13 protein-coding genes are annotated in these 18878 nt (G+C 71.2%); 8 read left to right on the top strand and 5 right to left on the bottom strand.

The genetic code is table 11. The annotated features are described in order from the left end of the window. Positions 1-27: 27 nt before the first annotated feature. From lipB to NBM05_RS05875, 4 genes are all read right to left on the bottom strand, one after another. The gene (lipB, locus tag NBM05_RS05860; protein ID WP_302183736.1) at positions 28-717 is read right to left on the bottom strand and encodes a lipoyl(octanoyl) transferase LipB; all 690 of its coding nucleotides are present in this window, start codon (positions 715-717) and stop codon (positions 28-30) included. A gap of 183 nt (positions 718-900) precedes the next feature. Further along, complete coding sequence (gene sucB, locus NBM05_RS05865; protein WP_254165802.1) at positions 901-2679, bottom strand: 2-oxoglutarate dehydrogenase, E2 component, dihydrolipoamide succinyltransferase; 1779 nt, start codon at positions 2677-2679, stop codon at positions 901-903. 64 nt (positions 2680-2743) lie between these two features. Next, positions 2744-4117 carry a dihydrolipoyl dehydrogenase gene (lpdA, locus tag NBM05_RS05870; RefSeq protein WP_254165803.1) on the bottom strand — a complete coding sequence of 458 codons (1374 nt, stop codon included), beginning with the start codon at positions 4115-4117 and terminating at the stop codon, positions 2744-2746. A 180-nt stretch (positions 4118-4297) separates the two neighbouring features. Then, complete coding sequence (locus tag NBM05_RS05875) at positions 4298-5821, bottom strand: leucyl aminopeptidase (protein WP_254165804.1); 1524 nt, start codon at positions 5819-5821, stop codon at positions 4298-4300. Between the two features lie 247 nt (positions 5822-6068). Between NBM05_RS05875 and NBM05_RS05880 the strand changes: the two genes are divergently transcribed. The 3 genes from NBM05_RS05880 (at position 6069) to NBM05_RS05890 (ending at position 10243) form a co-directional block, all read left to right on the top strand. After that, entirely contained in the window at positions 6069-6980 is a 912-nt protein-coding gene (locus NBM05_RS05880) for a proteasome assembly chaperone family protein (RefSeq protein ID WP_254165805.1), read from the top strand. A 169-nt stretch (positions 6981-7149) separates the two neighbouring features. Beyond that, on the top strand, positions 7150-8553 hold the full coding sequence (locus tag NBM05_RS05885; protein ID WP_254165806.1) for a DUF4192 family protein: 1404 nt from the start codon (positions 7150-7152) through the stop codon (positions 8551-8553). Positions 8554-8935: 382 nt separating this feature from the next. Then, entirely contained in the window at positions 8936-10243 is a 1308-nt protein-coding gene (locus NBM05_RS05890) for an RNA polymerase sigma factor (protein ID WP_373689301.1), read from the top strand. Between the two features lie 98 nt (positions 10244-10341). Here NBM05_RS05890 and NBM05_RS05895 read toward each other — a convergent pair whose 3' ends face one another. Further along, complete coding sequence (locus NBM05_RS05895) at positions 10342-10551, bottom strand: DUF7455 domain-containing protein (RefSeq protein WP_254165807.1); 210 nt, start codon at positions 10549-10551, stop codon at positions 10342-10344. Positions 10552-10789: 238 nt separating this feature from the next. Between NBM05_RS05895 and NBM05_RS05900 the strand changes: the two genes are divergently transcribed. The 5 genes from NBM05_RS05900 (at position 10790) to cydB (ending at position 18840) form a co-directional block, all read left to right on the top strand. Further along, a complete protein-coding gene (locus NBM05_RS05900) occupies positions 10790-12898 on the top strand; it encodes a DNA gyrase/topoisomerase IV subunit B (protein ID WP_254165809.1) in 2109 nt (702 codons plus the stop codon). 243 nt (positions 12899-13141) lie between these two features. Then, positions 13142-14770, top strand: a complete 1629-nt coding sequence (locus NBM05_RS05905; protein WP_254165811.1) for an L-lactate permease — start codon at positions 13142-13144, stop codon at positions 14768-14770. A 167-nt stretch (positions 14771-14937) separates the two neighbouring features. Next, on the top strand, positions 14938-16017 hold the full coding sequence (locus NBM05_RS05910) for a malate dehydrogenase (RefSeq protein WP_254165813.1): 1080 nt from the start codon (positions 14938-14940) through the stop codon (positions 16015-16017). Positions 16018-16192: 175 nt separating this feature from the next. Next, the gene (locus NBM05_RS05915; protein ID WP_254165815.1) at positions 16193-17764 is read left to right on the top strand and encodes a cytochrome ubiquinol oxidase subunit I; all 1572 of its coding nucleotides are present in this window, start codon (positions 16193-16195) and stop codon (positions 17762-17764) included. A gap of 11 nt (positions 17765-17775) precedes the next feature. Further along, the gene (gene cydB, locus NBM05_RS05920) at positions 17776-18840 is read left to right on the top strand and encodes a cytochrome d ubiquinol oxidase subunit II (RefSeq protein WP_254165817.1); all 1065 of its coding nucleotides are present in this window, start codon (positions 17776-17778) and stop codon (positions 18838-18840) included. Positions 18841-18878: the final 38 nt, after the last annotated feature.

Consider the following 18878-nt stretch of genomic DNA (forward strand, 5'->3'; position numbering starts at 1 on the left):
GGTTCGCTTCGTGGCGGCCGTGCCCGGTCAGGCGGTGGCCGTCTCCTGTTCGACGGTGAACTGGGCGGCGAGCCGGTCCGCCTGGGCGGCCAGTTCCCTCTCAACACGCTCAACGACGTCGGAGGGCGTGATATTCCGCCCCGCCTGGGCGCTCATGGTGGTCACGGAGGCGTCGGTGATGCCGCACGGGATGAAGCTCGAGAAGGCCGCGAGGTCGTTCGAGCAGTTCAGGGCGAAGCCGTGCATGGTGGTCCGGCGGGAGACGCGAATGCCGATCGCGGCGATCTTCCGGTCCGGCTCGATGCCCTCGCCGAGGATCCAGACGCCGGAGCGTCCCTCGACCCGGTGCCCCTCGATGCCGAAGTCCGCGATGACGTCGATGAGGATCTCCTCGAGCAGCCGCACGTAGGCGACGACGTCGATGGGCTCGGGCAGCCTGACGATCGGATACCCGACCAGCATCCCGGGGCCGTGCCAGGTGAGTTTGCCGCCCCGGTCGATCGGCACGACGTCGGTGCCGTCCTGCGGGTACTCGTGGGGCTCGGTGCGCTTGCCGGCGGTGAAGACCGGCTCGTGCTCGAGCAGCAGCACCGTGTTCTGCTGCTCCTTGCGGCTCACCCGCCCGTGGATCTCCTCCTGCAGGGCGAGGGCCTCCCGATAGTCAACGTAGTCCGGGGCGAACCCGACGCGTTCGATGTCCAAAGCCATGGTGTCCAGCCTACTCCTGTGCCCGCGCCGCGCATCCCGGCGTCTCACGGTGCGTCGCCCGCGGAGCCGGGGTCCGCCCGGGCGCGCCGGCGTCGCACGATCGCGCCGGCGTCGGGCGGCCGACGCGGCGAGGGCCGCCACGACGCAGGTCGTGCGGGCCCTCGGCTCGCGGCGAGGGCGCGGAAGGCGACCCTACAGGCCGACCTCCGACTCGAACGCGCCGTCCTCGAGGCGCTTCTTGAGCGAGGAGAGGAAGCGGCCGGCGTCGGCGCCGTCCACCAGTCGGTGATCGTAGGTCAGCGACAGGTAGCACATGTGCCGGATCGCGATGGTGTCGTTGCCCTCGGAGTCGGTGATGACCACGGGGCGCTTCACGATCGAGCCCGTGCCGAGGATCGCGACCTGCGGCTGGTTGATGATCGGGGTGTCGAACAATGCGCCGAACGACCCGATGTTGGTGATCGTGAACGTGCCGCCGGACAGCTCGTCCGGGCCGATCTTGCCCGACTTGGTGCGCTCGCCGACGTCGGCGATCTTCTTGGCCAGGCCGGCCAGGTTGAGGTCGCCGGCGTCGGAGATCACGGGGACCAGCAGGCCGCGCTCGGTGTCCACCGCGATCGCGATGTCCTCCGAGGCGTGGTAGGTGATCTCCTTGCTGTCCGCGTCGTAGGAGGCGTTGAGCTTCGGGTGCTGCTGCAGCGCCTCGGCCACGGCCTTGGCGAAGAACGGCAGGAAGGTCAGCTTGGCGCCCTCGCGCGAGGCGAAGGCGTCCTTGGCCTTGCCGCGCAGCTTGGCCACGCGGGTCATGTCGACCTCCGCGACCTGCGTCAGCTGCGCGGAGACCTCGAGGGACTCCTTCATGCGGTTGGCGATGGTCTGGCGGATGCGGGGGGCCTTCTCGGTCTTCCCGCGCTTCTCCGTGTCGGCCTTGACCGCGGGAGCCTGCTTCTTCTCCGCCGGGGCGGGAGCGGCCTGCTCGGCGGCCGGGGCGGAGGCCTCGGACTTCTTGGCCTCGACGGCGGCCTGGACGTCCTGCTTGCGGATGCGACCGCCGACGCCGGTGCCCTTGATGGTCGAGAGGTCGATGTTCTCCTGCTTCGCGAGCTTCCGGACCAGCGGGGTCACGTAGGACTCGGCGGAGCCGGCGGACCCGGCGTTCTCGGTCGAGGTCGGCTGGGCCGCCTGCGGGGAGGCGTCCTCGGCGTCCTTCTTCTGCTCCGGCTCGGGCTCGGGAGCGGACTCCTGGGCCTGGGGCTGCTCAGCGGGCTTCTCCTCGGACTTCTGCTCCGGCTCGGCCTGCTTCTGCTCGGGCTCGGGGGAGCTGGGGGCCGACGACGCGCCCTCGGCGCCGACGATCGCCAGCACCTGGCCGACCTCGGCCTCCTCGTCCTCGTCCACCTTGATCTCCAGCAGGGTGCCGGCGACGGGGGAGGGGATCTCGGTGTCGACCTTGTCGGTCGAGACCTCGACCAGCGGCTCGTCGACCTCGACGGAGTCGCCCACGGCCTTGAGCCAGCGGGTCACGGTGCCCTCGGTGACCGACTCGCCCAGGGCGGGAAGGGTCACCTCGGAGCCCTCGGAGCCCTCGGCGCTGCCGGAGCCCTGCTGCGCGGAGTCGACCTGCGCGGGGGCCTCGGCGGGCTCCTCCGCGGACTCCTCGGCCGCGGGGGCCTCCTCCTCGGCGGGGGCCTCCTCCTGCTCGTCCGAGCCCGAGGAGTCGCCCGAGGCGCCGGAGCCGTCGCCGATGCGCACCAGCGGGGCGCCGACCTCGACCTCCTCGTCCTCCTCGACGAGGATCTCCTCGATCACGCCCGCCACGGGGGAGGGGATCTCGGTGTCGACCTTGTCGGTCGAGACCTCGACCAGCGGCTCGTCGACCTCGACGGTGTCGCCCACGGACTTGAGCCAGCGGGTGACGGTTCCTTCGGTGACGGATTCGCCCAGCGCGGGCAGTTCTACGGTTTCAGACATCGTCTTCCCGTTCTCCTTGTGAATAGTGCCAGTGTGATTCGGTCTGGTGGCGGGGTGTCCGCGCTCAGCCGTGGAGGGGCTGGCCGGCGAGGGCCATGGCGGCCTCGCCGAGGGCCTCGTTCTGGGTCGGGTGGGCGTGGATGAGCTTCGCGACGTCCTCCGGGTAGGCCTCCCAGTTGACGATCAGCTGCGCTTCGCCGATCTGCTCGCCGATGCGGCGTCCGATCGCGTGGACGCCCACGATGGGACCGTCCTTCTCGCGGACGAACTTGATGATGCCGCCGGTGCCCAGGATCGAGCTCTTGCCGTTGCCGGCCAGGTTGTACTCGGAGGTCTCGACGTTCTCCTCGCCGAACTTCTCCTTGGCCTTCGGCTCGGTGTATCCCACCGAGGCGATCTCCGGGTCGCAGAAGGTGACCTTGGGGATGTTGATGTCCTCGACGACGACCGGGTTCATCCCCGCGATCTCCTCGGCGAGGAAGATGCCCTGCTGGAAGCCGCGGTGGGCCAGCTGCAGGCCGGGGACGATGTCGCCCGCGGCGTAGACGTTGCCGACGCCGGTGTGCAGGCGCTCGTCGGTGATGACGAAGCCGCGGTCCATCGTGATCCCGGCCTCCTCGTAGCCCATGTCTTGGGTGTTGGGGCCGCGGCCCACGGCGACGAGGACGATGTCGGCCTCGAACTCCTTGCCGTCGGTCAGCGTGACCTTGGCGGAGTCCTCGTCCTGCTCGACCTTCTCGAAGAAGGTGCCGAGGCTGTACTTGATGCCGCGCTTCTTGAAGGTGCGCTCGAGCACCTTGATGATCGCCGGGTCCTCGTTGGGGACCAGGTGGGGCAGGCCCTCGATGATGGTGACTTCGACGCCCATCGAGCGCCACATCGAGGCGAACTCCGAGCCGATGACGCCGCCGCCCAGGACGATCGCGGACTTCGGCAGGTGGTCCAGCTCGAGCGCCTCCTTGGAGGTCATGATGCGCCCGCCGATCTCCAGCCCGAAGGTCTTGGAGACCGAGCCGGAGGCCAGGATGATGTGCTCGCCGGTGTACTCGGTGCCGTCGACGTCGATGGTCTTCTCGCCGGTGAGCTTGCCGTAGCCGTCGATGACGGTCACGCCGCGCATCTTCAGCAGGCCCTGCAGGCCCTTGAACTTGCCCGCGATGATCTTGTCCTTGTAGTCGCGGACCTTGGGCATGTCGATGCCCTCGTAGCTCAGCTTGACGCCGTACTGCTCGGACTCGCGGGCCTCCTCGGCCACCTCGGCCGAGTGCAGGTACGCCTTGGTGGGGATGCAGCCCCAGTGCAGGCAGGTGCCGCCCACCTTGCTGCCTTCGATGAGTCCGACGTTGAATCCCAGCTGCACGGCGCGCAGCGCCGCGGCGTAGCCCGCGCTGCCCCCGCCCAGGATCAGAATGTCGAAAGCTTTTGCCGAATCGGCCACGTGGTCGCTCCCTCGCGTTGTGTGGGGCCCGCAGGTCCTTCACTGTTGGTTCAATCGCTGTCTAGCTTATAGGTCAGGGGGACACCCCTCCACTTGGAGCCCCCATGACACCGGTCCAGCGGTGCGTGATCTCACACTGTGGGAGGCGGTGGGAAAATCCCCCCGCCTCCCACGAGCGGATCACGCGCCCGCGACGTCCTCGAGCAGGCTGACCAGGGTCCGCACCGACGCACCCGTGCCCTCCTTGGGCGTGAAGCCGAACGGCGCCCCCTCGTTGAAGGCGGGGCCTGCGATGTCCAGGTGCGCCCACGGGATCCGCTTCCCGTCCGCCTCCCCGACGAACTCGCGCAGGAACAGCCCCGCGATGAGCATCCCGCCGTTGCGGCCCGCACCGATGTTCTTCAGGTCGGCCACCGGGGACTTCAGCTCCTGCGCCATGTACCCGGGCAGGGGCATGGGCCAGAACTCCTCGCCGGCGCGCTGCGCGGCGCGGGTCACGCTCTCGCGCGCCTCCTCGTCGCCCATGACCGCGGAGCAGCGCGAGCCCAGGGCGACCATCTGCGCCCCGGTGAGGGTCGCGACGTCGAGCAGCAGGTCCGGCGCGGACTCGGAGGCGTAGGCGAGGCCGTCGGCCATGACCAGCCGCCCCTCGGCGTCGGTGTTCAGGACCTCCACGGTGGTGCCGCCGCGCATGGACAGCACGTCCTCGGGCTTGGTGGCGGTGCCGGAGGGGAGGTTCTCGGCGAGGCAGAGGTACGCGGTCACGCGCACGGGCAGCTGCAGCTCGGCGGCCGCGGCGACGGCGTTGAGCGCGGCGGCGGCGCCGGCCATGTCGCACTTCATGGTCATCATGGAGCCGCCGGGCTTCAGGGACAGCCCGCCCGAGTCGAAGGTGATCCCCTTGCCCACCAGCGCGACGTGGCGCGCGGCGTCCTCCGGGACGTAGTCGACGACGACGAGGCGCGGCGCCCTGGCCGAGCCCTTGCCGACGCCGAGGATGCCGCCGAAGCCGCCCTCCTGGAGGGCCGACTCGTCGAGCACCTCGGCCGTCACCGCGTCGATCCCCGCGATGCGCTCCAGGGCGCGGCCGGCGAAGGAGTCGGGGTAGAGGCTGTTGGGGGCCTCGTTGACCAGCCGGCGGGTGTGGTCCACCGCCTCGCCGAGCACCAGGGCGCGGGCCAGGACCTCGTGCGCCTCCTCCGAGCGCAGCGGGGAGAAGATCACGGCCTCGGTCACCGGCTCCCGCTCCAGGGCTTCCACGGAGGTGCGCTGGCCGGCGTCGTAGAAGGCGCCGAAGGCAATGCCCTCGGCGATCGCGGAGATCTCCTCCAGCCCCGGGGCCGGGAGGTCCACGGTCACCGAGCCCAGGCCCGCGAGCTGGCGGACGGCCGAGCCGGCGCCGTAGCGCAGGGCGTCCCACCGCGCGGCGGTGTCCTCGGTGCGCTTGCCGAGGCCGATCAGGGCCAGGACGTCGGCGCCGGCGTCGCCGAAGCCGGGCAGCCGGTGCAGCTGGTCGGTCGCGCCGGAGATGCCGAGGTCCTCCAGGACTCCCTCGAGGCCCTCCCGGACGGACCCCGAGAGGGAGGAGGGCGCCAGCTCCGGCCCGTCCTCGCCGGCGTAGACGCCGACCACGAGGGCCTTGGTCGAGACGCCCTCGGCGTCGGGGGAGGCCAGGGAGAGGGACAGTTCGTGGGAATCGGTCATGGGGGAGCGCTCCTCGTCGGTTCGGGTTCGGCGACCGGCGCCGCCCGGGAGGCGCCCCGCTCGTCGTCGGCATGCGGGCGGGGAGCTCGAGGAAATACACGAGGCCCGTCCGTCGTTATTCTCTACAAGAGGTTTCGGTTACCACTGTAGGCGCTCGTCAGTCCGCGGACGTGAGGAGCGGCCACGATGTCGGCCGGAGGCTCGAACGCCCCGCCGACCGTCAACGTCTTCCCGAGGAGGGTTCACGATGCAGGATCCACGCACGCTGTACCTGGGTCACCCGGGGCTGCTGAACGACCCGCGCCTCAAGGGGCTGAACCTGGTCGTCTCGCTCACGGGGTTCGCCGAGGCCGGATACACGGCCCAGCAGGTCTCTGACGAGATCCTGTCCGAGCTGGGAGCCGAGGAGATCGTCGAGTTCGACGTCGACCAGCTCTACGACTACCGATCCCGCCGCCCCCGCGTCCGGTTCATCGAGGACCACTTCGAGGAGCTGGAGATGCCGGAGCTGAAGCTCTACGCGGTGACCGACGGGCTGGGGCATCCCTTCCTGCTGCTCTCGGGCCCCGAGCCCGACCTGCAGTGGAATCGGTTCAGCGAGGCCGTCGCCCAGATCGCCGAGAAGCTCGAGGTGAGCCTGTTCGCCTCGATCGCCTCCATGCCCATGCCCGTGCCGCACACGCGGCCGCTGCCCGTGACCGCGCACGGCAGCCGGGAGGACCTGGTCCAGGGGATCTCGGCCTGGAAGCCGATCGCGGAGATCGGGGCCTCGGCCTCGCACGTGCTCGAGATGACCCTGACCGAACGCGGCATCGGCACCGTCGGCTACACCGTCAACGTCCCCCAGTACCTCTCCGAGGCGGAGCTGCCCCAGGCGGCGGTCACGGCGATGGAGCACCTCGGGGCCGCGACGAAGCTCAACCTGCCCACCGACCGGCTGCGCGAGGCATCGCGCGACGTTGAGCGGCAGATCGACGAGCAGGTCGCGGCGTCGCAGGAGGTCCAGGCCATCGTGCACCACCTCGAGCAGCGCTACGACGAGAACGTGGGAGCCGAGACCCAGCGGTCCCTGCTGGCCCGCGACGAGTCCGAGATCCCCGACGCGGACGAGCTCGGCGCGGCCATCGAGGCGTTCCTCGCCGAGCAGGACGAGAAGTAGGGCCCGCGCGGCCGAGGTCGCGGCGCGGAAGGGAGGGGTCGAGCGACCCCTCCCTGGTGCCGTCCACAGGGCCACGGTCTTCCCCGTTCGGTGAGGCCCCGTCCACCGTCCGGGGCGGATCGCGCGCCCGGCGCGGGGTCCCTCGCGTCCCGCGTCGCATCCTGGACGCATGCGATTCACCTCTGCTCCCCGCGCTCCGCGACCCGTCCTGACCACCCCGGCCCGTTCCCCCGAGGACATCATGGCCTATATGGTCCACGCCCTCGGCTACTGGCCGGACGCCTCCCTGGTGGCGGTCGCGACCGCCGGAGGGGAGCTCGGCCCGTGCCTGAGGGTGGATCTCCCTCACCCTGTGCAGGGGGCGGGCGGCTGGGCGGCAGGTCTGCGCGAGGCCCTGGGCAGTCTCGCCGGATGGGCGCCCGGCCGGCCCGTCACGACGTTCTTCGCCGCCTTCACCGAGTGCGGGTCCGACGCCGCTCCCGCCCGGCTCTCCTGCGGAACGCACCCCGGAGGCCGACCTCCGGCACCGGAGCCCAGCGCCTGCGCGGAGGGCGCGTGGCGGTGCGGGGACCGGGTCGTCCTCGGGCTGCTCGGCGCGGCCGCCGCGGCCACCGCGTCGGGGATCGCGGTGGCCGACCTGTGGGTCGTCGACCGGGCGGGGAACCGGTGGGGCCGGTTGCCCGCTCCGGGGCCCGGTGAGCGCCTGAGCGATGCCGCGCGGGCCGAGGGCACGGTCGACGCGATCCTGGCGAGCCCGGTCGGGGCCGCCCTCACCGCCGAGGGGCACGTGCTGAGGGGGCGGCTCGACGCCGTGCGCGAGCACCCCTTCCTCCCCGGACCGTACCGAACGCTCGAGATGACGGGCGAGGCGAGCGCTGAGCGCGTGGCGGAGCGGGTCCGCGCGGCCGCACGGCTCCTCTACGCCGTCGACCGCTCGGAACGCCGCGCCGGGCGGGACCTCCTGCCAGCCGTGCGCCGGCTCGAGGCAGCGCTCGCCTCCTGGGAGCGGCATCCGTGCGCGGGGCGGGGCGTCGCCGGAATCGCGCCGGCTCTGGCGAGCCCGCCCGGCGGCGCGGCCCGCCGGGCGGGTGCGGGGTGGAGGGTGCGGTGCGGCTGGTGCTGGACCACGCGGGACTCTCGGCCGCCCTCGTCTGCGCGGCCCTCGGGCTTCCTCGGCCGGGCGTTCGTCGGCGCGTCCGGGCATGCCGGGACCCGGGGCCGGTGCGCAGGGCGCGGCGGGGCCGGCCAGGCGTCGTCTCGGGGCGCGGACGGAGCTGCCGGAGTGCGGGTTCTGCGCGGGCGCGGCGGAGCCAGACCGAGCGTTGTGCGACTCGCCGGCCTCCGGGTCGTGCTGACCGCGCTCGGGGAAGCGCTGGGGGAGCCCGCGGCGTCTCGGGCCGCGCTGGGCAACGCGTACATCAGCTGGTTCGCCGGCCTCAACAGCCAGGCGGACCTGTACCTGGAACAGGCGGGGGCGCCGGCCGTGGGTGCGGGGCGCGCGGGCCTCCGGCGTCGTATGGCGGAGCGGCCGCTGCCCGAATGGCTCGCTCATCCCCGCCGCCATCTGCCGTGAGCGGCACCCGAGCACGGTGCACGGCTCACCCGCGCAGGGCTCATTGTGTGCGGCTCGTGGTTCACCATCTGCCCCGTATGCCCCGTATGCCCCGCACACCCCGCACGCGCCCCCGCGCCGCGTCACGGAAGCCCGGCGATCCGTGGCAGAATGTGCGGTGGCCCACAGCAAGGGCGGTGCCGGGGTGGCGCCTCTACTCCGATTCAGCCAGCTCGTCAAACATTTTCTCGGCGGCGGGAATAAGGGTCTCCGGGCCGCTGTTGAGACTTCCGAACGGCCTTGCAAGCTCGGGGTGGATCGTGCGCGATCGCCTTCCGGTCTTGACAGGGTCATAGGTGTTTTACCCACCTTGCGCAGTCTCATCCGAATGAAAGGTTTTTGAGTGTCACCAGTTGCACGCAAGAAGGCGGATGCCGAGGAGACCGTGACCGCCGAGGGCACGGCCCCCGCCGCATCGCGCGCCCGTCAGGGCTCCGCCTCGTCCAAGCCCGCCTCTGCACGCGCCGCGGGCAAGGCCAAGAAGTCCACCGCGACCCGCAAGCCCAAGGCCGGCGACGCCGCCAAGGGCCCGTCCCAGGGCGAGGGCAAGGACGGCGTCGACGAGATCGTCGACGTGGAGGCCGCGCCCGAGGAGGAGCTGGAGGCCGAGCCCGAGGAAGACGCCCGGGAGGACCAGGACAAGCAGGAGAAGAAGACCGTCGCCGCCCGCGGCAACGGCTTCGTCATCTCCACCACCGACGACGACGACGAGCCGGCCCAACGGGTCAGCACCTCCGGCGCCACGGCCGACCCCGTCAAGGACTACCTCAAGCAGATCGGCAAGGTCTCGCTCCTCAACGCGGAGCAGGAGGTCGACCTGGCCATGCGCATCGAGGCTGGCCTGTACGCCGAGCACAAGCTCAAGGAGCAGCGCGAGGAGCTCGACGCCGAGGGTCGCAAGGAGCTGCGCTGGGTCATCCACGACGGCAAGCGCGCCAAGAACCACCTGCTGGAGGCCAACCTCCGCCTCGTGGTCTCGCTGGCCAAGCGGTACACCGGGCGCGGCATGCTCTTCCTGGACCTGATCCAGGAGGGCAACCTCGGCCTGATCCGCGCCGTGGAGAAGTTCGACTACTCCAAGGGCTTCAAGTTCTCGACCTACGCCACCTGGTGGATCCGTCAGGCGATCACCCGCGCCATGGCCGACCAGGCCCGCACCATCCGCATCCCGGTGCACATGGTCGAGGTCATCAACAAGCTCGCGCGCGTCCAGCGCCAGATGCTCCAGGACCTGGGCCGCGAGCCCACCCCGGAGGAGCTGGCCAAGGAGCTCGACATGACCCCGGAGAAGGTCGTCGAGGTCCAGAAGTATGGCCGCGAGCCGATCTCGCTGCACACCCCCCTCGGCGAGGACGGCGACTCCGAGTTCGGCGACCTCATCGAGGACTCCGAGGCGGTGGTCCCGGCCGACGCCGTGTCGTTCACGCTCCTCCAGGAGCAGCTGCACTCGGTGCTGGACACGCTGTCCGAGCGCGAGGCCGGCGTCGTCGCCATGCGCTTCGGCATGACCGACGGCCAGCCCAAGACGCTGGACGAGATCGGCAAGGTCTACGGGGTCACCCGCGAGCGCATCCGCCAGATCGAGTCCAAGACCATGTCCAAGCTGCGTCACCCCTCGCGGTCGCAGGTGCTGCGCGACTACCTCGACTGACGATCAAGCCCGCGCCGCCCCCGCGGCGGCGGACAGGCAGAAGGCCCCGGCCCCCTCGAGGGGGCCGGGGCCTTCTCACGCTCGTTCTGGGGTCGGCCCTACGCCGACGCCGGGGACAGCTTGTCCCGCTCATCCTGCCACGTGCTGGCGAGGGGGCGGAGCTTGTCCTCGTTGGCGCTCGCGTGGTGCGCGCAGAAGAGCAGCTCTCCGCCGGTCGCCTCGAGGATGACGCGGACGTAGGCCTGAGCTCCGCAGGAGTCGCAACGGTCGGTCGCGTCCAGCCCTCGGGTTTCCAGAGTTGCCGTCATGATCTTCCTCCTGACGTGGTGCTTTCTCATCCAGCGCCTTCCCCGCCGCGGTGGCGGGGCGACCGCTGGACTCGGTCAGCTTTCGTACACCTATGCAAACATGGGGGACGCCCGATTTCATCCCTTCGTCGGAGCAGTTCGCTGTGGGCGTGCGAACCGCCCCCACGACCCAGGCCGTAGACTGTAGGTCGCGCCCTCGGCGCCGACGAACCACCTCAAGACGTAGAGAAGGACGCGCGTGACCCCCACCACCGATGAGTACACTGCCCGGCAGCTGTCGGTCCTCGAGGGCCTGGAGGCGGTGCGCAAGCGTCCCGGCATGTACATCGGGTCCACCGACTCCCGCGGCCTCATGCACTGCCTCTGGGAGATCATCGACAACTCGGTGGACGAGGCGCTGGCCGGCCACGGCCAGTCCATCGACATCGTCCTCAACCGGGACGGCTCGGTCGAGGTGCGCGACGACGGCCGCGGCGTCCCCACGGACATCGAGCCCCGCACCGGGCTGACCGGCCTCGAGGTCGTCTTCACCAAGCTGCACGCGGGCGGCAAGTTCGGCGGCGGCACCTACAGCGCGGTGGGCGGGCTGCACGGCGTCGGCGCCTCGGTGGTCAACGCCCTCTCGGCCCGCCTGGACGTCCAGGTGGACCGCGGGTCCAAGACCTACCAGATGACGTTCCAGCGCGGCATCCCCGGCCATTTCGACGACGCCGGGTCCCCGGCCGCGGACGCGCCGTTCGCCCCCGCCGGCGAGAGGGACGCGCTCGAAGTGGTGGGCAAGGCCCGCCGCGGCGTCACCGGCACCCGCGTGCGCTACTGGGCGGATCGCCAGATCTTCACCCCCGACGCCGCCTTCGACTACGCCGCGCTGGTCGAGCGCGCCCGCCAGACCAGCTTCCTGGTCCCCGGCCTGCGCCTGCGCATCCGCGACGACCGCCGGATGCCCGGCACGCCCGGCGAGGAGGGCACCCACGAGGAGGTCTTCCAGCACGACGGCGGCCTGACCGAGTACGTGGACTTCCTCGCCCCGGACGCCGCGGTGACCGACGTCTGGCGCTTCCAGGGCTCGGACCACTTCAAGGAGACCGTGCCGGTCCTGGACGCCAAGGGCCATTCGGAGCTGAAGGAGGTCCGCCGCGACTGCGAGGTGGACATCGCCCTGCGCTGGGGCACCGGGTACGAGACCACGGTCCGCTCGTTCGTCAACATCATCTCCACGCCCAAGGGCGGGACGCACCTCAGCGGCTTCGAGCAGGGCCTGCTGAAGACCATGCGCAAGGAGATCGCGGCCAACGCCCGCAAGCTCAAGGTGGGCTCCGACAAGATCGAGAAGGACGACGTCATGGCGGGCCTGACCGCCGTCGTCAACGTCCGGCTCAACGAGCCGCAGTTCGAGGGGCAGACCAAGGAGATCCTCGGGACCCCGGCCGCGCGCGCGATCGTGGGCAAGGTCGTCTCGCACGAGCTCGGCCGCCAGCTCGCCGCCAAGGGGCGCTCGGAGAAGCAGCAGGCCGCCCAGCTCCTCGAGAAGGTCGTCGCGGAGATGAAGTCGCGGATCTCCGCGCGCGTGCACAAGGAGACCCAGCGGCGCAAGAACGCGCTGGAGACCTCGCAGATGCCCTCCAAGCTCGTGGACTGCCGCTCCAACGACGTCGAGCGCTCCGAGCTGTTCATCGTGGAGGGCGACTCGGCGCTCGGCACGGCCCGGCTCGCCCGCGCCTCCCACTACCAGGCGCTGCTGCCGATCCGCGGCAAGATCCTCAACGTCCAGAAGGCCTCGCTGACGGACATGCTGGCCAACGCCGAGTGCGCGGCCCTGATCCAGGTCATCGGGGCCGGCTCGGGGCGCAGCTTCGACGTCGACGCCGCGCGCTACGGCAAGGTCGTCATGATGACCGACGCCGACGTCGACGGCGCCCACATCCGCACCCTCCTGCTGACCCTCTTCTACCGGTACATGCGTCCCCTGGTCGAGGCGGGGCGGGTCTACGCGGCGGTGCCGCCGCTGCACCGCGTCGAGGTCGTGACCGGCGGGGGCAAGGCCAATCAGATGGTCTACACGTACTCGGAGCGCGAGCTGCACGAGACCCTGCGCCGGCTGGAGACCGAGGGAAAGCGCTACAAGGAGCCGATCCAGCGGTACAAGGGCCTGGGCGAGATGGACGCCGACCAGCTCGCGGAGACCACCATGGATCCCCGACAGCGCATGCTGCGCCGGGTGCGGATCGAGGACGCGGAGGCCGCCGAGCGCTCGTTCTCGCTGCTGATGGGGTCCGAGGTGGCGCCCCGGAAGGAGTTCATCATCAGCCACGCCGACGAGCTGGACCTCGACCAGATCGACGCCTGAGGCTCGGGAGGGGCCGCGCGCTCCCGGGTGCGGCATCCGCGTGCATCCGGTCTTCGCGCGCCTCCGGCCTCCGCGCGCGTTCGGCGCCGGGTGGGCCGGAGGCCTCGCACGTCACAGCGCCAAATGTGGTTTCGCCTGTGTTTGAGTGGGTACAATTGGGTCATAGCGAACGACCCGGTCACCAGGCCTTCCCGCGGGGATGGCACCCAGGGGCCGGGCGCGCGACCCAGGAAGGCTCGCATCATGTGGCAGCAGGTCTACGACCCCCTCGGCTCCCTCTGGCTCTCCGCCCTCGTGGCGGCCGTCCCCATCCTGGTGTTCCTGCTGGGGCTGACGGTCCTCAAGCTCACCGGCCTGGTCTCGGCCGTGTCCTCCCTGGTCGCGACCGCTGTCATCGCCCTCCTCGTCTACGGCATGCCCGCCTCCACCGCCGCGTCGGCCGGGCTGTACGGCGTGCTCGGCGGGCTGTGGCCCATCGGCTGGATCGTCCTCATGGCCGTCTGGCTCTACCGCATCTCGGTGCGCGCCGGGAACTTCGACGTCATCCGCGGCTCGATCTCCGGGATCACGACGGATCAGCGCATCCAGGTCCTGCTCATCGCCTACTGCTTCGGCGGCTTCCTCGAGGGGGCGGCGGGGTTCGGCATCCCCATCGCGATCTGCGCGGCGCTGCTGGTCAACCTCGGCTTCAAGCCGCTGCGGGCCGCGATGCTCGCGCTCGTGGCCAACGCCGCCGCCGGGGCGTACGGCGCCATCGGGATCCCGGTCATCGTGGGCGCGCAGCAGGGCGGCGTCGGCGTCGCGGACCTCTCCGCGACCATGGTGGCCGTGACCGTGCTGATCACCGCGGCCGTCCCCTTCATGCTCATGGCCATCATGGACGGGCTGCGGGGTCTGCGGGAGACCGCCCCGGCGGCCCTGGTGACCGGCATCGTGTTCGCCGGGCTGCAGGCGGCGGTCCTGCTGCTCCTGGGTCCCGAGCTCGCGGACATCGTGCCGCCGCTGGCCGCGATGGTCGCGCTGGCGCTGCTCATGCGGCGCTGGAGCCCCCGCGGCATCTACCGGGAGCCGGGGGCGCCCGCGCCCGACGACGCCGGTGCGGTGCGCCCGGGCCTGCGGCGCGTGGTGGCCGCCTGGAGCCCGTTCTACGTCCTGTCGCTGCTCATCCTCCTGTGGAGCCTGCCCTTCATGGACTCGCTGACCGGCGAGGGCGGCGCGCTGTCCTGGACCACGCTGGGCTGGACCATGCCCGCCCTGCACGAGCAGGTGCTGCGCGTGGCGCCGGTCGCCGCGGACCCGACCCCGGTCGGCGCGGTCTGGAGCGTCCCCCTCCTCGCCGCGAGCGGCACGGCGATCCTGCTGGCGGCGGTGCTGACGACGGCGTTCACCCGGGGGATCAGCTGGCGGGCCTCGTGGCAGGAGCTCGGCGGCGCGGCGCGTCAGCTGGCCGTCCCGGTGGTCATGATCTGCCTGGTCATGGCCGTGGCCAACGTGATGAGCTTCTCCGGCATGTCCTCGACCCTCGGCCTGGCCATCGCGGAGGTCGGCCGGGCGTTCCCGCTGATCTCCCCGGTGATCGGCTGGATCGGCGTCTTCGTGACGGGCTCGGTGGTCAACAACAACACCCTGTTCGCGGGCCTGCAGTCCGTCACGGCGGGGCAGATCGGCGCCTCGCAGACCCTGCTGGTGGCCTCCAACACCGCGGGCGGGCTCGCCGCGAAGGTCGTCTCGCCCCAGTCCATCGCGATCGCCACGGCGGCGGTGGACCGGGCCGGAAGCGAGTCGCAGCTCATGAGGATGGCCCTGCCGTACAGCGCGGCGCTCCTGGCGTACCTGTGCGTGTGGGTCTTCGCCCTGTCCTTCTGGCTCTGATCGGGTGCGCGCCCGGGTTGGATGGCTCGGACCGGATGACCCGGACCGGGGAACTCGGACCGGATGACCCGGGCCGGATGGCCCGGACCGGACGGCTCGGGCCGGTCGACCTGGGTCGAGTGGCCCGGGTCGGGTGACCCGGGCCACTCGCGCGCTACGCTGGGGTCATGACGACGACCCCTCAGGACCCGCACCAGACCCCCGCCTCCGGAAGCGCGCTCCCGGCGGCGACCGACCCCGTGACCGTGACCGTGACCGGCGCGGCCGGGAACATCGGCTACGCGACGCTCTTCCGGGTGGCCGCGGGGGAGATGCTCGGCGCGGACCGGCCGGTGCGCCTCCGGCTGCTCGAGATCCCCTCCTCGCTGGAGGCGGCCGAAGGGACGGCGCTCGAGCTCCAGGACGGCGCATTCCCCCTCCTGGAGTCCGTGGACGTCTTCGACGACCCGGTGCGGGCCTTCGACGGCGTCCAGGCGGGTCTGCTCATCGGCTCCCGCCCGCGCGGCCCGGGCATGGAGCGCTCCGAGCTGCTGGAGGCCAACGGCGCCATCTTCTCGGCGCAGGGCGCGGCGATCAACGCCGGGGCGGCCGAGGACGTGCGCGTCGTCGTGGTCGGCAACCCCGCCAACACCAACGCGCTCATCGCGGCCTCGCACGCCCCGGACGTGCCCCTCGAGCGGTTCACGGCCCTGACCCGCCTGGACCACCACCGGGCCGTCGCGCAGCTGGCGCTGGCGACCGGCTCCCCGGTGGGATCGGTGCGGCGGGTGAGCATCTGGGGCAACCACTCCGCCTCGCAGGTGCCTGACGTCGACCACGCGGAGATCGGCGGCCGCCCCGCGCTCGAGGTGCTCGCCGAGCACGGCAGGGGCCGGGCGTGGATCGACGAGGAGTTCATCCCGCGGGTGGCCCGGCGCGGCGCCGAGATCATCGAGGTCCGGGGCGGCTCCTCGGTGGCCTCGGCGGCGCACGCGGCGATCTGCCACATGCGCGACTGGGTGCGGGGCACCCCCGAGGGGGACTGGACCTCGATGGCCGTCCCCTCCGACGGCTCCCACGGCGTCCAGGAGGGCCTGATCAGCTCGTTTCCCGTGACCTGCGCGGCGGGCCGCTATGACATTAATCACGAGGTGAAGTTGGGCGACGACGTCGAAAACCGCCTCCGCGCGTCGGTTCGGGAGCTCGCGGAGGAGCGGGAAGCCGTGAGATCACGGGGTCTGCTGGGTCCCCGGGGGCGTTCCTCCTGAGAATCCGGGGTTCCGCCGCGCGGCGCGGACGCAAAGGGTGAAATTCACCCTTACGTTGCTGTCAACCACGCCCTTCTGGTAGTGCGCTGACCCTCCCAGAAGCGCTTGCTACCTTGTGGGCAAGTCCGGTTCCGGACATCGTCGGAGCCGGTGGACAGCGTCTGCGAGGAGAACCGTGGATATCGTAGAGATCGCGCGGTGGCAATTCGGCATCACCACCGTCTACCACTTCATGATGGTGCCCCTGACCCTGGGGCTGGGCCTGGTCGTGGCCCTGTTCAACGTCCTGTGGGTCAGGACGGGACGGCACGAGTACCTGCGCCTGACCAAGTTCTGGGGCAAGCTCTTTCTCATCAACTTCATCATGGGCGTGGCCACCGGGCTGGTCCAGGAGTTCCAGTTCGGGATGGCGTGGAGCGAGTACTCCCGCTTCGTGGGGGACGTCTTCGGCGCCCCGCTGGCCATGGAGGGCCTGCTGGCCTTCTTCGTCGAGTCCACGTTCCTCGGCCTGTGGATCTTCGGCTGGGGCCGCCTGAAGCCCAGGATCCACGCCGCGTGCCTCATGGCCGCCGTGGTGGCCTCCTGGTTCTCGGCGTACTTCATCATCGTCGCCAACTCGTGGATGCAGCACCCCGTGGGGTACGAGATCGTCGACGGGCGCCCGGTGCTGAACGACATCTGGGCGGTGCTGACCAACAACACCGCGATGGTCGCCTTCCCGCACGCCATCCTCGGCTCGGTCTCCGTGGCCGGCTCCTTCCTGCTCGGCATCGCCTGGTACAAGCTGTGGAAGCGGCGCGTCCGGGGGATCGACACCGTGGACGCGGACGGCAACGTCGTCGTCGGCTCGCTCGAGACCGGCGCGGAGGACCGCACGGACCACCGGCTGTGGCTGCGCTCGCTGCGGCTCGGCTGCCTGCTCGGCGTGATCGGCTTCGCCGGGACGGCGCTGACCGGGCACGCGCAGGCCCAGCTCATGTTCGAGCAGCAGCCGCTGAAGATGGCCGCCGCGGAGGCCGCCTGCCACGACGGCACGGCCTTCTCGGTCCTGACGGTCTCCTCGCCGGGCTCCCGCGACTGCGACGACGTCGACGCCATCATCGAGCTCCCGGGCCTGCTCTCCTTCCTGGCCAACGACAACTTCCACACCGACATCCCGGGCATCACGACGCTGGAGCCGCAGTACGAGGAGATGTACGGCACCAACCTCGCCGACGACGACCTCTACGGGGACCGCGCCGGCGACCCGATCAGCTACGTCCCGCTCATGGAGGTCACCTACTGGGGCTTCCGGGTCATGATCGGCTTCGGCGGGCTCGCCGCGGTGGCGTGCGTGTTCGCCTGGTGGGTGGCCCGGCGCGGTACGGTGCCAGAGGCCAAGTGGCTCATGCGGCTCGCGGTGTTCGGCATCCTCGCGCCGTTCGGGGCGAACATCGCCGGCTGGGTCTTCACCGAGATGGGCCGCCAGCCCTTCGTGGTGGCGCCCAACCCGGACCTGCCGCTGGACCAACGCGTGTACATGTTCACCGAGGCGGCCGTCTCGCCCAACGCCTCGCCCTGGGAGCTGCTGTTCTCCCTCGCCGCCCTGTGCCTGATCTACCTCGTGCTCATGGTGGTCGAGGTGTACCTCATCGCCAAGTACGTCAGATCGGGGGTGGTCGCGGCCATGCCCGAGCTCGTGGAGGACGAGCACGACGACGATGACGACGACGCCTCCCGCCGCGACGTCCTCTCCTTCGCCTACTAGGAGCCAGCGCCATGTTCGAACAGTTCATCGACCAGCCCGTCCTGCCCACCGTGTGGTTCTGCGTGGTCGGCTTCTTCTGGATCGGATACGTCGTCCTCGACGGCTTCGACCTCGGCGTCGGCATGCTCATGGGCCGCGTATTCTCCCGCGACGAGAAGGAGCGCCGGCTGCTGCTCAACACGATCGGCCCCGTCTGGGACGGCAACGAGGTGTGGCTGGTGACCGCGGGCGCCGCGACCTTCGCCGCCTTCCCGATGTGGTACGCCGCGCTGTTCTCGGCCCTCTACCTGCCGCTGACCCTGCTGCTGCTGGCCCTGATCCTGCGCGCGGTGTCCATCGAGTACCGCGGCAAGGGCAGCGGCCAGCGGTGGAGCAGCCGGTGGAACACGCTGATGGTCGTCTCCTCGACCGCGATCGCCTTCCTCGTGGGTGCGGCCCTCGCCCTGACCACCACGGGCCTGCCGCTCAACGACAACGGCGACCGGGTCGGCGGCCCCTTCGCCTGGGTGACCTGGCCGGCCGTGCTCGGCGGGGTCGCGATGGTCGGCTTCTGCCTCGCCCACTCCCTGGCCTTCGTGGCGCTGAAGACCGACGGACAGGTGCGCCACCGCGCCCGCGCCCTGCTGGTCCGCGTGCTGCCGGTGGCCCTGCTGCCCGCCGCGGCGTGGGTGCTGATCCTGCAGCTGCGGGGCGGCACCCCGCTGTCCTGGACCTTCACGGTCCTCGCGGTGCTGGGCGCCGTGCTGGCCTGGGCCGCGGCGCTCGCGGGCCGGGAGGGCCGCTCCTTCGCGGGGCTCGCGGTCTTCATCGGCGCGGGGATGCTCGCGATCTTCCTGGCGCTGTACCCGGCCGTGCTGCCCTCGACGCTGCCGGGCGGCGTCGACCTGGAGATCGCCACTGCCTCCTCCTCGCCGTACACGCTGGGCGTGATGTCGGTGGTCGGGGCCTTCGGGATCCCCATCCTGCTGATCTACCAGTCCTGGACGTACTGGGTGTTCCGCAAGCGCCTGTCCACCGAGCACATCCCGGACGCGCACAGCGTCACCGAGCTCGCGACCCGGCCCTCGGCGCGCTAGCCGCATGCCGACGCCGCGAACCTCCCGCCGCCCGCCGC

The sequence above is a fragment of the Rothia santali genome, from assembly GCF_024199905.1.
Classification (GTDB): Bacteria; Actinomycetota; Actinomycetes; order Actinomycetales; family Micrococcaceae; genus Rothia; species Rothia santali.

Coding starts and splice junctions, on each gene's coding strand:
- sucB (WP_254165802.1), bottom strand. CDS start 2,679: ATGTCTGAAACCGTAGAACTGCCCGCGCTGGGCGAATCCGTCACCGAA.
- NBM05_RS05895 (WP_254165807.1), bottom strand. CDS start 10,551: ATGACGGCAACTCTGGAAACCCGAGGGCTGGACGCGACCGACCGTTGC.
- NBM05_RS05880 (WP_254165805.1), top strand. CDS start 6,069: ATGCAGGATCCACGCACGCTGTACCTGGGTCACCCGGGGCTGCTGAAC.
- NBM05_RS05905 (WP_254165811.1), top strand. CDS start 13,142: ATGTGGCAGCAGGTCTACGACCCCCTCGGCTCCCTCTGGCTCTCCGCC.
- NBM05_RS05875 (WP_254165804.1), bottom strand. CDS start 5,821: ATGACCGATTCCCACGAACTGTCCCTCTCCCTGGCCTCCCCCGACGCC.
- NBM05_RS05910 (WP_254165813.1), top strand. CDS start 14,938: ATGACGACGACCCCTCAGGACCCGCACCAGACCCCCGCCTCCGGAAGC.
- cydB (WP_254165817.1), top strand. CDS start 17,776: ATGTTCGAACAGTTCATCGACCAGCCCGTCCTGCCCACCGTGTGGTTC.
- NBM05_RS05885 (WP_254165806.1), top strand. CDS start 7,150: ATGCGATTCACCTCTGCTCCCCGCGCTCCGCGACCCGTCCTGACCACC.